This is a genomic window from Vibrio sp. JC009, assembly GCF_029016485.1.
In the GTDB taxonomy this organism is placed as follows: Bacteria; Pseudomonadota; Gammaproteobacteria; order Enterobacterales; family Vibrionaceae; genus Vibrio.
Window position 1 is genome coordinate 1,882,401 of sequence record NZ_CP092106.1, and the last position, 15,667, is coordinate 1,898,067.

A 15,667-nucleotide genomic window follows, 5' to 3' on the forward strand; every position below is an offset into this window, starting at 1 on the left:
CAGCTGCGCGGTAAATTCAGCCACCTCAAGGTCAACCGTGAAATCTTCACCATCAACGGTGGCTGTATTGCCAACGGTATCTGATGCGGTTACCTGATAGGTGTAATCTCCGGCAGGAAGCTCACTGCCCTCAGGAATGGTGTAGCTCCAGGTGTAATTACCATTGCCGTCTTCCGTGCTTGTGACTGTAGTTGTAAAGCTGTATGTAACCGGGTCACCGTTTACATCGGTTTCATCTTCACTGGTAATAACGATGGTGATCTCATCACCAATGCCGTTACCGGTACCGCTAAAGTCCGGCGTTGAGTCATTGGTAAGAATATCCGCATCTGACTCATCGTTAGTTCTTGAGTCAAACTGGGTGGTCACTGAGATATAGGAGTCGATGGTAAGCGTACCGCTCACCGCAGGAACGGTCGTATTGCCGGCTTCATCCGTAGCTGTGACTGAATAGGTGTATTCACCATCTTCCAGTTCAGAAGTGTCTGATAACGAGCCAACTTCAACCGACCATGCATATTTTCCGTCACTGTCGGCTGTATCAGAAATAGTTACATTGGTATAAGTCTGGTTGTCTATGGTGACGCTGATACTTGCATCCGGATCATCCACCGTACCACTGATAACCGGCAGAGGGTCTGCCGTCACGCTGTCGCTTTTATCACCGGTATTAGAGTCATAATCCAGCCCCGCAGTGATCACGGGCGCTGAAGTATCGATTTCCAGGCTACCCGTCACTGAGTCAGCAATGTTACCCGCATAGTCTTCAGAGGTAATGGTGTAGGTGTAGTCACCCTCAGCAAGCTCACCATCCGGAACCGTAATCGACCATGTCTGGTTTGCATTCGCTTCAACAGTACCGGTATAAGCGATACTGGTTTGTCCCTGATCATTTACTGTAGTAATTGTAATCGTAACTTTCTGGCCGGATTCATCCGCAGAGCCGATAAAGGTCGGCATTTCATTGGTCAGGATATCGCCGGTGGTCGACTCAGAAAGCGGATCTGTGGTGTCAATTTTGATATCTATGCTGGAAGTCGCCGACTTACCTGAACCCTCAGATACCGTTGCAGTTGCGGTATAGGTACCATCGGTTGTCAGTTCATTATCAAGCGTTACCGACCAGTAAACAAACTCTTCGCCATTTACTGTTATGATTTTATCCGGGTCAACCGTGGCAGTAACGGTTGTGGTCAGTGTATCAACGGTCACACCGTCTGAGTCAGTCACAACCACGCTGACATCGTTACCTACCTGACTGTAGCCCGAAATGGTCGGCAGAGTTTCAGAAGTGATGTTATCGCTGTAGGTGCCGCTTGCATCCGTTGCCGCGTTGTCGCTGGACAGGCCGGTTTCCGACTCCAGATCCATATTCAGAATTTCCGGCAGCGTACTGTCGACAACAAAGCTGTCGCTGATGCTATCGGTATTACCCGCCACATCGGTGGCAACCAGGGTATAGGTGTAGGTTTCCCCGTCATTCAGATTCTGCAGCTCCGTTGAATCAATCACCCAACTGCCGTCTGCGCTGATATCAGCAGAAATAACAAAAGTACCACTTGTGGCTGACGTAATTGTCAGTACCACAGACTCTGTGGTAACTGTAGCGTAATCGTAGGTTTCAATCTTACCGCTGAAGCTGAGCGAAGCTGAGCCATTAGTCATGCCAATATAAGTTGTACCGTCATCCGCCTCAGTAGTGATAGTGCCGGTTCCGAATCCGCTGCTCCAGACGACACTGCTGTCAACATTGAGCGTATCTGTTACTGTGGCCGTATTCCCCGCCTCATCTGTGCTGGATACTGTGTATTCAAAGCTCTGAGCGCCGGTATATGGGTTAATTGTGGCATTGTCAGTTGAAAGATCTAACCCGGGTACATCAACACTCCAGGTGCCGTCAGAATCAACCGTCGTGGTATACACCTGATTATCGATAGAAAATGTAATGCTGGCACCAGACTCACCCGTACCGGTAAAGGTTGGCGCACTAACGTTGGTAATATCATCACCGACATTACCTGAGTCGGAACTGACATAATCACCCGGTACGCTATCCAGATCAGCTGCAGTTTCCAGGTGAACGGTGACATCCGTGCTCACATCAATGCTCAGTGTATTGCTGGCCGACGCCACGTTACCTGCGCTGTCCACCTGAGACAGGGTGAAATCAAAATCTTCTGTTGTTGTGCCTGCTGCTATCTCATCATCGCTCAGCAGAGGATCGGTAACCTCAATCAGCCAACTGCCATCGGCATTTGCCGTTGTCTGATAGACATTGTCATTAATTTCAAGAACGATTGTAGAGCCTGCTTCTGCGCTCCCTGCATCACCGCTAAAGTTAGGGGTCAGTTCGTAGGTCAGCAGATCGCCTTTGGTTCCTGAATCTGAAGCACTGTTCAGCACATTTGGTGTGATCAGTCCGGTTGTGGTATCCAGCGTAAACAGCTGATTGGTGGCACTGTCAACGGTGAAGGTCTGTTCATTTGATTCAGTGATGTTTCCGGCAAGATCTGTCGCCTCAATGGTAAAGCTGTGCTCCCCTTCGCCAAGCGCATCAGTCAGTTGCACTGACCAGACAATAACACCATCGCCGTCATCATCGCTTTCCAGAGTGGCCTGAATACCCGTTTCGCTACCGTCCAGATAAACAAAAACGGAATAAATATTGGTTGCATCCACAGTACCGCTTAGAACCGGAGTGGTGTCTGTGGTCTGATCATCTAAATCATCCTGGTACTGGTAGCTCGCGTAATCCGTATCGCCTGTGTACAGATTCTCGATATCCGTAATTTCGGCATCCGTCAGATAGTCACTGTCGCTGTCTAATCCGCCGGTTAATGGTGTCGGGTTTTCAGTATCAATCACCAGTGAGCCTGAAGTCGGGGTGGAATCCCCGTCGATCACCACATCGGTTTCATTACCGGCGACATCTGAAGCGCTGATGCTGTATTCGTAATTGCCATCGGCCAATGCATCAAAGGTGATATTCCATGAACCATCTTCGTTAACGGTTGCCGTTTTCACAACCGCTGCCAGGAAGGCGTTGTCGCTATCCTGAATGGTTACGGTAATGGTATCACCACTGGTTCCGGTACCGGAAAATGTTGGCGTGTTGTCGCTGGTAATACCATCGGTGTTATCCACGCCGGTATCGCTGTCAGTACTTAAATCACCATCAGCACTGATCTTAGAATCTATCGTCACACTTCTGACAAGCGTCTCGGAGGTATTCCCTACCGCATCGGTGGCAACCACTGTGTAGCTGTACTCACCATCAGGCACAACTTCACCACTTGGCAGCTGTTCGCTGATGTCGATGGACCAGTTTGCATCATCGGTATCACTTGTGGTCAGCACATACTCAACGCTATTAATGGTGATGGTAAGAGTTACCGTACTTCCGGCTTCAACCTCACCGCTGATAACCGGAGTTGTATCACTTGTTATGGTATCGGTTTTATCTGCGCTGTTAGAGTCGTCATCCAGACCTGCGGTAAGCAGCGAAACCTCAGTATCCAGCGTAAATGTACCTAAAGTGTCTGTCGTGGTACTGTTACCGGCAATATCTACTGCGGTCACCGTATAGGTGTAAATTCCGTCGGTCAGATTAACATCATCCGGAATAGTAAGTTCCCAGTTGCCGTCTGTACCTGCCTCTCCGGTTTGGGTATAGGCAACATAGGAAACACCTCTTGAATCTGTGCCGTATATGTTAACAGTGACTGCTGAGTTCGCTTCTGCTGTACCGTTTAGTGTCTGCGCTGCAGTATTGGTTACGCCATCACTATTAGTCACAATTCCTGCGCTAACAGAAAGCTCTGATTCAGTATCAATGGTAATGGTGTGCGAGGTATCGGAATGGTTGCCCGCTGCATCTGTCGCTGTCACCTCAACGGTGTAATCACCCTGGTCTAAATATTCATCCAGATCTATCGTCCACTTTCCGTCGCTGTCTGCAAAAGTGTTGTAAGAGAGTGATACTGTGCCATCGCCGGATTTAACGCTGATTTCAATATAAGCACCAGCCTCTGACTCACCTTCCAGACTTGGCTGGGTATTATTGGTGATATTGTCAATTTTCAGGCTGGTGTCATCACTACCTTCCGGTGCGGTATCGGTATCCGTGGTTAAGCTGCTTGTGACTTCAGGTGCCAGGGTATCAATGACCAGATCCTGCGAATCTGACGTTGTTACGTTGCCTGCGGCATCTTCATAGATAAAATAGTAACTGTAAGTGCCGTCTTCAATATCAGTAAAGACATCCGAATAGCCGTCAGATGTGCTGTTGACAGACCAGGCTTGCGATGTATTGCCCTGATCATCCGTCGTCGGGTCTTCATACTGGCTGGCTGTCGGTTTAATAAAATAGTCCGTGCCATCCACATTAACCACCAGGGTAACCTGAGCATCAGGTTCAACCGTACCGTTAAAGCTTGGCTCGATACTACGGGTAATGCCGTCAGTATGGCCGGTGGTATCTTCATTAAAATCTGCCGCTGTGTCTGAGCTTTCAGACAGTCTGCCGGACTCCTGTGTTACCTCGCGATCAAGCGTAAAGCTGGACTCTGCTTTTTCTGATTCGTTGCCGGCGGTATCGGTTGAAGTGACGTAATAGTTATACAAACCATCGGTGGTCAGCGCTGAGCTGATGGTTACTGACCAGCTGCCGTCATCTTCCGCTGTGGTTGTGTAGGTGGTATAGGTAACTTCTTCCGAGTCATCTGAAATAACCGGAATATAAAGCGTAACGGTAGAACCGGCTTCTGCGGTACCTACAAAGGTTGGATTGGTATCATTGGTGATGGTATCGGTATTGAACCCGTCTGCTTCCTCGTTAAAAGAGGCCGCAGTATCCGACTCAGCACTAAGCGCGACCGTTGGCGCTTCCGGTGCCTGAGTTTCAATCACCAGGGTTTCTGCCACTTCCAGAGTTTCCCCGGATTCAGAGGTTGCCGTCACTTTAACGGAATAGGAACCGTCAGCATATTCATCGGACAGTTCAACCGCAAAGTCACCTGCTGAATCAGAGGTTAAATACTCCTGATAAACAACATTGCCTACCCCGTCGGTCATAACGAAATTAACGGTCGTTTCCGGGTCTGTCTGACCGTAAAAACTCAGGTTGGTATTCACGTTGGTAATAAAGTCGCCAAGGGTACCTGAGTCATCTTCGTTCTCCAGAAGAAGGGTCAGGAATGACAATACCCCGGAGTCTTCACTCTCACCTGTACCATCATCAGTCGGGACTTCTACCCCTGTGTTTGCATCCGTAGTCGCGTCCGTATTTGCATCTGTAGTACTTGATGAACTGCTTGAAGAAGAGCTTGACGAACTGCTTGAACTTTCTGTGCTTGTGGAAGTACTTGTACTGCTGGAAGCAGTTGTGCTTGAAACACTTTCAGTTTGTGAAGACTCTGCCGACGAATCATCAGCACTGCTGCTGGCAACAGCAGAATCACTGGCGCTTGCCTGGGATTCAATCAGTTCTTCAATGGCATCAACCAGAGCAGAGCCCGAAGTGGCGTTAGATCCAGAATCATCGGTGGAGTCAGAGCCGGTTTCAACATCAACCCCTTCTCCCTGAAGCTCTACGATATAATCTTCAACCTCGTAGTCTCCATCTATCTGACTATTACTGATTATGGCTTCTGCCAATTCAAGCAAGCTTTCTGTCTCTGCTTCCAGAACGGCTTGCTGGGTCTGTGCAAGCTCTATTAACTCCTGTCTTTCTGCATCAAGAGCAGCCTTTTGGGCATCTAATGCTTCCTGTAGTTCTGTCAGTTGGGCAAACTGTGCTTCTAACGCTGCCTGACGCTCCTGGGCCTGAGCTTCAATCAACGCATTTAACTCTTCCTGATTTTCACTGTTCTCATCATCGAAAACACCAAGCAGACCTTCTTCACCTTCCAGTGATTTATCACCCTCACCAGTTAGCTCTTCTTCACTGGTACCTTCACCCGCAAGATCGCCTTTTACTGAGTCCCCTGTTGCAAAAAGTTGATTCTCTAAGAAAACGCTAGATGCAGTTTCAAGGTTAACCCCTGTTTGATTGATCAGGTCGTTCATTGAAAACTCGCCTTCACGAGTTTCAACTTCCAAACTACCCTGAGCTACAGAAACAACACCATCTTCGATCACTTCCACCTTACCATCGGGCAAAGTAACCTCAATGTTAAAACCTTTAATATTGATATCTGCAACAGAATCAACTACAACTTTTTGCATAATAAAAGACCCAATATTTAATTTGCAACTTGCCCAAAAATCAACCGAATAGGTCTGAAAAAATAGTCAGTTTAAGATGCCTGATTACCCGGCATATAAACCACATGCAGATTTTCATATATCCTTTGAAAATCATTAATTAACAACTGACAAAATTATTTATAACATACCGTATTCTTAACTGAGAAATTATATCAATAAATACATAATTTGTATCTATATTGCTGTTAATTTTATATTAATTGGTAATCATACCGGTTTAGTCTGAATCTCATACAAACACCGAGGATATCTGGCTGTTTTACAAACAAATTAATGCAAAAGCTCAGTATAAGGATTGTGCTCTCTGCTCATACTTCTTATCATACTGATACTTATCGTTTGTGAGGTCTTTATGAAATCAACCGTTACTCTGCTAATCAGACAAGCTCAGGCCAAGTTTGACTGGAAGGCTTTTAAGCATATTGAAGGCGAGACACTTGATCAGATCATCTCACAACTTAAGCCACTCTTTGCTGATTCTCTGTTCAACTACACCATCGAAAAAAGAGAAGTAAAGTCAGTCAACGACCTTCCTGAAGCCTTTATCATTTCAGGCGTGGAGCCCATTTATGTGCACCGTGTGGGAGTGAACCTGGTTAATGAAAAACATGAGCAGGTAGAAGCCGGAACCCTGATTGGCAAAGAGATCGTTTTTATCGAAGGTTATCCAAAAATTCTGAAAACCAGAGAGTTTGTTGAGGTTATCTATCAGCTTTTTCCGAAGGCTAACTTTTTCCTGCTCGCCGCGGTTCCTTTTGTTCTTATTCCGGCATTTTACAGTAACCTGTTTAACACGCGTTTAATCTATAACTCACAGGTATCAACCCTTATCTTTGTCACCATGGCATTTCTTATTTTGTGGGGCTGTGAGTACGCGCTGAAATACGCAATAAAGAATATTCACCTGAGAAAAGTAGATAAAAATGCACTAAAAGTGGAACGCTACCTCCTCTCAATCATGCCTGCCTTTAAACAGAAAGACAGCCTGACCAAGATGCGTATGGTGGAGTCAAACCGTAAAGTTATCTGGGATAACCTGCCCGGTCTTATGATGGATGCCGCCAGCTTTATGCTGATAATGTCGCTGCTGTTTCTGTTTATCGGTGGTTATGCACTGGCCTTGTTCGGTTTTTATATGGTGATAGTTGGTGCATCCACTTATATGCGTTATCGCAACTACAAAATCTTTATCGAGTTAGAGTCTGCCAAACAGGATTTACTTAATGAGCGCATCTCTTATTACCGCAATAACAAACAACTGAGGTTTTTAAATACTCAGTCTTTGCTAAATAACTTTGAAAGCTCCTGTAAAAAGTCCTTTGACAGTGATCATAGCCTGGCCAGCTTTAATTTTAACTGGGAAGAGTTTGTTCGTGTCAGCTCATTTTTAGCCAGCTTCGGTCTGTTTCTGGTGCTTTTTTATACATCCAAAATGGATACCAGTATCTTTAATGTTCTGTTTGCGCTTCTGATCTTAAATGGCCGTGCCGCTTCCAGTGTTATCAACTTTGTCACCAAAACTTTCTTTGTATTAATCTCAACCTATCATTTAAAACAAGCCGTTAATGATCTATTTGAGAACCTGGAGCCAAAGGTGGTTTCAAAAGGGCTTCACCTGGATGCGATTAATAATATTACCCTGAAAGATGTCAGTGTAAGTGCCGAACAAACTCCGCTACTAGCCGGCGTAAATTTTGAGCTGACCAAAGGCAATATCTACGGCTTCTTTGGCCAGATAGGCAGCGGTAAATCCACTCTGCTCTCAACCATAGTGCAGTCTCATTCAGAGTATACCGGAACCATTCTGTATAACGGGTTTTATAATGGTGTGGATATCGATCCGCATGTTTTTGCCAAACAGGTCGTCTTTATTGACCCAAGTTCAGAGTTTATCCGTGGCAGCGTCTATTCCAACTTCTATATGCGCGGCGTGACTGATGTGAATAAAGTTACCAAGATCTGTAGCCTGATCTTTACTCATACTTCCATCGACTATGAATTTATTTTCCAGCGTGATATCAGCCAGATACCAATGTCCACCGGCCAAAAGCGTAAGCTGCTTATTCTGATGAGCATAGAGCCGACCAAACACCTAATTGTCCTGGACGAGGCTCTTTCTAACCTGTCAAACGCAGATGTTTCCGCAATCATGCAATACATTAAACAGGAAGCACCACACGCGATTGTATTGGTGGTTTCACATGACAGAGCACTGCTGAATCAGCTACCGAACCTGTTTGAAATTAAGGATCAGCAGGTGAAACAGCAGAAAAACTCGATTATTAAGATTCAGTGATATTTCGATTTAATTAAAAAGCCCCGACATTTCTGTTCGGGGCTTTTTAATTTCCAAATCAATCCAGGCTAATTGTGTAATTTTGATTGTGCTGTTTGCGTCAATTCCAAAAATTACGACCAGACGGCAGAAAACAAAAAGCCCGACCATTTCTGATCGGGCTTTTCTGAATCTGGAGCGACACACGAGGTTCGAACTCGTGACCTCAACCTTGGCAAGGTTGCGCTCTACCAACTGAGCTAGTGTCGCAAGATGGTGCCCCGGGCCGGACTTGAACCGGCACAACGCGAACGTCGAGGGATTTTAAATCCCTTGTGTCTACCAATTCCACCACCAGGGCACGCTTGAAAGCGATGGAGACACCATCTGTGTTCCTGCTGGGCTTCGCCTTGGGAACGGGGTGTACTTTACTCCATTGAGAAAATTCGTCAACAAGAAAATGTAATGTTTTGAACTGTATGGTTAAATTTCACTCTCAAGTGCCTGTTTTTGCGTCATCTTGCGAAATAAACAGTGCTGACCGGAGGCTGGTGAACTCTTTCTGCCGCTAGTTACCCTGAACGCTGCGTTGAAGCAAGCCAGTTAACTCCTCATATCTGCCCGACTTCTTCAGGGCTTCAAATCCTTTATTAAAGGTTTTCATCAGATTTTCGTTCTCAGGGTTTGCTTTAGAAAGAATCACATAAAAAGATGTGGTTATAAGCGGCTTAGGGTGATGAGTGATCATTTTGGCGCTTTCTGCATCAAACTCTGTGTTTAGGATGTAATAGCCCACTTCTTTGGTGATCGGAAAAGCCTGAATCCTTTTCGCTACCAGCTTTTTAAAATTCTGGCTATCCGTGGTAACCCGGTCAACATCCAGCTCCCCTGACTCCTCTGCTTTTTCAAAGTCATCGCCGTAAAAATACTCCAGTGTCGCGCCCAACGGGATACCCCTGAGGTCATAAACACTGACCCAGTCAAAGGGCTGCTCTTTACGATAAAAGAAGACACGCTCACCAACAAGAATTGGCTGTTCGCTAAACCAGAACTCTCTTTCCCTGTCTTCTGACTTAGCGATGGCGATACAGCCGTCAAGAACACCGGTTCTTGCCTGATAGACGGCTCGTTTCCAGGGGTAAAAATCGTATTGCGCCTCTATACCGGCAGCGGCAAAAGCCTCAGTAACAATTTGGGTAAAATAACCGTAATTGTCTAAGGATTCTGAAATATAAGGTTTCCATTCACCTGCGGACAAGCGAACAGTCCCCCCTGCTAAGCAGTTAGCAGACAAAAGAATAAACAGGCTATTGATAATGGTCAGTAAAGCTTTTCTCACGACACGCTCCATGTGCAAAGCGAAAAGATCAATTAAAGTTTAGCCTTTAATTGCATAGCGAACCAGAACTTCGGCCATTTGAGGGGTGTCTCTGTTTTCTGATACCGCCTCTTGTAATGCATCCACAAACGGTGGCAGCAGTGAGCTATCTGTGCTGCTTACCATTTCCAGCGGGTGGTAGTACAACCAGGCCGTATTTTCACCGCTGGCAACAATCTTTCTGTAAAGCGCCAGTGCTTTCTCTATGGCCCCCTCTCGGATTAGCAACTCAATCCGTCTTACATCAACCCACGGCGTTTCGAAGCTGCTTTCCATTTTCGAGAGCAGACGCCATGCCCGGTCGCTATGCTTTTCAAAAATAAGCCTGTCCAGTAAAGAGAAGGCAGCATTTCCTGACTCGGGAGAAAGTACGTGTGCCCTTTCATACAGCGAAAGCACCCTGCTCTTCTGCTCCGGGTTGCCATAGCGTTCATAATAAGCTCCAATCTCGCACAGGCATTCAGCATCATTGCCCCCGACTGCTTCAAGCTGCGCGGCACAAAATTGCGCCTTATTTTTATCTTCTGCTCCTGAAACCCAGCTAAGCAGCAGCAACCAGCCTTCGATATAGCGCGGACTTTTTTGCAGCAGTATTTCCAACTGAGCAATCGCGGATTCCGTCTCTCCCAGCCGGTGCAGAATGTGACACTCTTTTACTGCGATTGAAATCGGTGCGCTGCGATTCCATTTGTTGTTTCTGATTAACTCCAATGCCTGCTGCTCTTTTTGCATCGCCACCAGAACATCCACCATCTCCTTGTTCGCTTCGATATGTGTTGGCTCTATCTCGATCGCTCTACTAAGATATCTGCAACGTTCACTGTTATCACTGCTCAGTTGCGCCGAAATTATCCAGGTGTCCACGCTATCCGGAAGCTGGCTCTGGCGTTTATTCAGCATCTCTTTCCACAACTGACTGCTTCCGGACTCATCTCCCCAGTGCTGAAGCTTTTCCCATGCCCAGGAGTAATCAAACATTCTTTCAATCGCTTCCACCAGCAATTCCAGCGCCCGCTCGGTTCTGCCCAGATTGTAATAGCACTCGGCCATATACCCCCTGAGCACAGCATCTCTGTCATTAAACCTTTTGCACTGTTCAAGGATTGCCAGGCCGGTTTTTATGTCTGCATAACGCTCACAGTGTTTATAGTGCTCTATCGCTATATAGTCCCACCCCGGCGCTAATGTGGCTGCGTACCCGAAAGCCTCAGCCGCTTCCTGTTTGCGCCCCTGCACTGACATCATACGGGCTTTCTCAACAAAGACCCTGGCCGTTAGCGGAGCTATCTCTGCCGCTTTGTCCAGCTCTGAAATGGCATCGTCCAGCTCATTGGCTATCTCTTTCTGGTAAGCACTCACTACCCAGACACACCAGTTGTCCCCATGCCTGGCTATCATCTGATCGCAAAACTCTCTCAATTCCTGATTGGTAAACCAGTACCTGGCGGTATGCCAGAAATTCCACACGCCATCGTCGGCGTTTGGTATGCTTGCCAGTTGCCGGGCAAATTCTTTCAGCGCCTGCTTTTTCTCATCTGGCTGGATATGAGTTCTCATCAGCATCTGAAATGCGCCGCTATGATTTGGCGACAGCTTTATTGCATCGCAGGCAACGGCTCTGGCCTGGGTTTGCTTTCCCTTAGCCAGCAAAATCTCAGCCTGAAGCAGCAGATTTTCGACATAACCGGGCTCTATCTGATTTAGCTGTTCTGAGATTTGCTGTGCTCCCGTCAGGTTGTCTGAGATCAGATAGTGACAGGCCAGAGCTCTCTGCGCATCAAAGTCAGCGGGAAACAGCTCTACCAGACGCTTCAGTGTACCAATCCTTTTTGCTTCATCTTTGGTGCTCTCCAGTACCAGATTCAGTACTGATGGACGCTCTCCCAACTGATCAATCAGACGCTCAAGGAAGCTCTCCAGTTGTTTATTCAGCCCGGCTCGTTTATAGGCATCGATAAGGCGTTCTGAAATCTGTAGATTTCCCGGTATCTGTGTCTGCAAAGCCTCGTATTCATGAACGGCGGCGAGGTTGTCCCCCTTGTCCAGATAATAAAGTGCCGTCAGCTTTTTCTGCTCGATACCCGGCAGAGATAACGCGTATTTCTCATAAGCCTGCTCAAACCTCTGCCACTGTCCTTTATCCGATAACTCCTGAAGATAAAAGGCGATTAATGCACTGTCATCCGGGTGCAACTCGCAGACATCCTGTAAAACATCCAGCCCCAGGTGCTCCTGCCCCCTGAAACAGTATGCCCGGTAGAGGCTGTATGCGACTCCGGGATTGATATGAACCGACGAATCATAGATAGCTTTTATTGTACTGAGTGCCTGCTCCGCTTTGCCCTGATCCAGATATGTCAGAAAATAGCTTCTCAGATAGCCTGGGTTCCCCGGCTCCAGACATAAGGCCCAGTAGTAATAAAGTGAAGCGCTCTCCTTATCGGATCTCGCCCAGGCGTCGTGTCCTTCAAGCCAGAAAAACTTAGGGTTGGACCACATAGCTTTTCTTGCCAGCAACTCTCTTTTGGTTTTACCTATATCCTGTGATAACTGGATATCTTCTAACAGCATATTCAGCAGATCCAGCTCTCTGTATTTACTGTACTTCTCTTTTAGCCACTGATAGGCGTCAGCATGCCCTTTGGTGGTTTTCAGGCTGTAGTATCTTGATAAAAGAAGAGAAACCGAATCCGGATACCGCTCCAGAAGCTGGTTGGTATATCGGGCAATCGCAGACTCATCATTGAGTAGAATAGCCAGAGAGCGCTTCATATAGAGAGCCAGCCTATGGTCACTGTCTATCTGTGAAATCTCGCTGATTAACTGCCGGCACGCATAAATATCGCCTCTGTTCGCCTGAGCATCGAACTGGTTTTTTATGGGATATAAATCCATGGATGGCAGGCTTAATCCCTGTAAAAGATGGGCTTTCTCTTCAGGTACAACCGCACGGCATTTGGGCCCGTTCGCAAGATCCTTGCTGCAGGTGCCATCGATAAGCGCTTTGCTCTCCGCACTTAAAGACGGATCCATCAGGTAAAGGATACCCGCTTCGTTATCAATTCCCTTAACTACCTGAAGGTGTGAGGAAAGGCCGGATGTGGTCACCAGTGTAAAGGGAATTTTGCGGCTGAGTAACTCCCCGGCGGCCTGTGCCGACAGGTCAAAGTCCAGGTAAATAAAATCATTCCCGGCCAGCCACTCCCGCTGAAGCCTGTCATCGGTTCCGTCAAAGCAGATAAGCGCCGCTATCTTATCTTCATCGGCATGTATTCCCCAGTACTGCGCAATGGAAGCCATACAGGATGGCGCACAAGTCATATGCTTTTGCGTGATATGCGGAACCGGCAGCTTCAGGACCGGCTTTAACTCCTTATGTTTTTCAAGCTGTCTGGCCTGCTCCCTGAAGTATTCACTTTTCAGTGTGACAAGCTGGTTCTTAGCCGCAGTTAAGTCCCGCTTCTCCAGCGCTATTTGATAACGCAGCGAATCTGAAAATTCATCGTATTTATCGGTGCCGAAAATCTGCAGCTTTTCACCTTGGGCATTACTTTCCAGGGCCGCATCATACTCTCCCAGCTCAAACTGGTATCCCGCCACTCGCCGCCAGAGGCTGACACTTTGATACTGATTCACTCTTTGCAGAAGAAAATTAAGTGCGGCTTGCGCTCCGGTAGTCACTTTTAAAAGCTCGGTATAACGTTCCAGCTCAACTGGCCCTTTAGTTACAGCGTAACTACGACAGGCAATATTTAGCGCCTCTTCTCTGCGGCCTTCAGCTTCAAGCACATTGGCTCTTACCCGGTTTGCCCAGTTTTCAGAGCTTTTGACCTTCGCTGCTTTATCCAGATATTGATGTGCCTGGGTAAAATCACGCACATTAAGCAGGATGATGGCTTTTACAATAAACCAGTCAGCAATATCACCTTCACTGGATGACACTTTTTTCAGCCATTGCTCTGCCTTTTCATAGCACTCGATAGCGCCACAAGATGATGTGGAATGAAGGATCTGATGGATAGCAGCAAGGGAGTCCTGCGGCCACTTTCTGTAAATGCGAAGGTTTACCCAGTCTGCTAAGCGGATACGCCCAAGGCCACGAAAAATACGGCCAAGCTGATTTAACCTTTCTTTGTCAGTCCAGGAACGGTAGTCGCCCCAAAGTTCGGTTGCAGAATGATAGGCATCAAGATAACGTCCCTTGTCCACAAGGCGTTTTATCTTTTCCAGAGACCTTTCCCTCTCATTCTGCGCAGGCGTCATATTCTTTCCTTTTCTTTAACTGTAAGACAGTTAGGCGATTTATGACATTTTGATTGCTGAGGAGTTTGAAATATCTATAAAAAAACGCCACCCGCGGGGGATGACGTTACTAAGACGTTCTGTAAACTATGAAACTTGGTTATTTAACTAGCGCAATACCGTTATCATTAGCCACATCCACAAAGGTATCGTTCAGATACTTCACGTTTTTGTAGCCTTTCTTCGACAGCATAGTGTAACCCAATGCCGCACGCGCTCCGCCAACACAGTGAAGGATGACCGGCTTATCCTTAGGGATCTGCGCAAGATGCTGCTCAAGCTGATCCAGAGGAATGTTAATTGAGCCTTTCACCTTGCCCTGGCTCATTTCATCCGGGTTACGAACGTCAATGATGGTTGCCGCGCCTTCTTTAGCCGCCTTAACAAAGGCCAGCTCTTCTACCGCGCCCTTCGCCAGTTTCTTCTCATAGACAAGTTTAGTGGCAATTTTACCTTCGCCGGTTGGCAGTTTGGCGGCTTTCCAGCCTTCCAGACCGTCTTTCAGAATGGTGACATTCTTAAACTTCCAGAAAGTCAGAGTTTCGAAGGCTTCAATCGCTTCATCGGAATCATCGCCGTCCGCCACGATAATGATCGGCGCTTTTTTATCACGCAGTTCGAAAATCGTACGCTTGGCTGTCGGGTACTTCTCTTCGTTCCACTGCTCATGCATGTCAGCAAGCTTCGAAGCCGGCATATGCACCGCACCCTTAACGAAAGAGTCAGCATCGTCACGAACATCAAGAATGACATGATGCTTATTCAGATTCTTCTTCAGCCAGTCTGCGTTCACATGAGCCGGATAAACATCACCTTTCCATGCTGGGAAGCCTTCAACATACGCCTTAACATTGGTATAGCCAGCCGCTTGAGCAATTTTCAGCGCCGCCGGGCTGAGCGGGCAGGTCACACCGCCACAATAGAAAACCAGCAACTGATCTTTATCTTCCGGCAGCCAGTCCAGGTTCTGTTTTAACTTATCTGATGGCGTTGGTTTGGAAGTGGGAATATGACCGATATTGTATTTGCTGACCGGACGAGCATCACCAATAAATACCGGCTCACCATCGTCAAGCATATCAGACAGCGTATCGGTATCGATTACCTGATCCGCCGGAAGTTTTACCAGAACGCGCTTGATCTTGCTTGCGTATCCGTTTTCATCCACTTCTGCCTTGAACTTTGTATTGACGGTAAGATCTTTAAAGGATTCCGCGTCAACTAAAACCGTATTCTCATCATACTTAATTACGTTAACTTCTTTGGTCTTCGGGTTCAGGTACTGAATGGTTTTGGACATATGAACCGCAGACTGAATCTTACCGACGACCTGCTCTGCCGCAGCAGAGAATGGCAATACCAGAGCAAGAGATGCGACAAGTGCTGTTTTCTTAAACATAGAGTTCCTCCAATTATTGTTGCGCCCTGATATCAGGACGCATTTG

General features: G+C 47.0%; 5 protein-coding genes and 2 tRNA genes (1 of these 7 running past the window's edge). 1 reads left to right on the forward strand and 6 read right to left on the reverse strand.

Annotation, left to right across the window (positions count from 1 at the left end; genetic code table 11):
• Positions 1–6,225 carry the 5' end (the start) of an Ig-like domain-containing protein gene (locus L3Q72_RS08410; RefSeq protein WP_275129504.1) on the reverse strand. 23,943 nt of this gene lie to the left of the window's left edge, so the window shows 6,225 of its 30,168 coding nt (coding positions 1–6,225); the start codon lies at positions 6,223–6,225; the stop codon falls past the left edge of the window.
• A 394-nt stretch (positions 6,226–6,619) separates the two neighbouring features.
• Between L3Q72_RS08410 and L3Q72_RS08415 the strand changes: the two genes are divergently transcribed.
• Positions 6,620–8,563, forward strand: coding sequence for an ATP-binding cassette domain-containing protein (locus L3Q72_RS08415; protein WP_275129505.1), 1,944 nt, complete (start codon positions 6,620–6,622; stop codon positions 8,561–8,563).
• Between the two features lie 173 nt (positions 8,564–8,736).
• Here the strand turns inward: L3Q72_RS08415 and L3Q72_RS08420 are convergent.
• The 5 genes from L3Q72_RS08420 to L3Q72_RS08440 form a co-directional block, all read right to left on the reverse strand.
• Positions 8,737–8,812: transfer RNA gene (locus tag L3Q72_RS08420), tRNA-Gly, on the reverse strand.
• 4 nt (positions 8,813–8,816) lie between these two features.
• A tRNA-Leu gene (locus L3Q72_RS08425) sits at positions 8,817–8,903 on the reverse strand.
• Between the two features lie 207 nt (positions 8,904–9,110).
• Entirely contained in the window at positions 9,111–9,881 is a 771-nt protein-coding gene (locus tag L3Q72_RS08430; protein ID WP_275129506.1) for a transporter substrate-binding domain-containing protein, read from the reverse strand.
• A 39-nt stretch (positions 9,882–9,920) separates the two neighbouring features.
• Positions 9,921–14,183: a papain-like cysteine protease family protein gene (locus tag L3Q72_RS08435; protein ID WP_275129507.1), complete on the reverse strand. Its 4,263-nt coding sequence runs from the start codon at positions 14,181–14,183 to the stop codon at positions 9,921–9,923.
• A 139-nt stretch (positions 14,184–14,322) separates the two neighbouring features.
• Positions 14,323–15,621 carry a rhodanese-like domain-containing protein gene (locus L3Q72_RS08440; protein ID WP_275129508.1) on the reverse strand — a complete coding sequence of 433 codons (1,299 nt, stop codon included), beginning with the start codon at positions 15,619–15,621 and terminating at the stop codon, positions 14,323–14,325.
• Between the last annotated feature and the right edge of the window lie 46 nt (positions 15,622–15,667).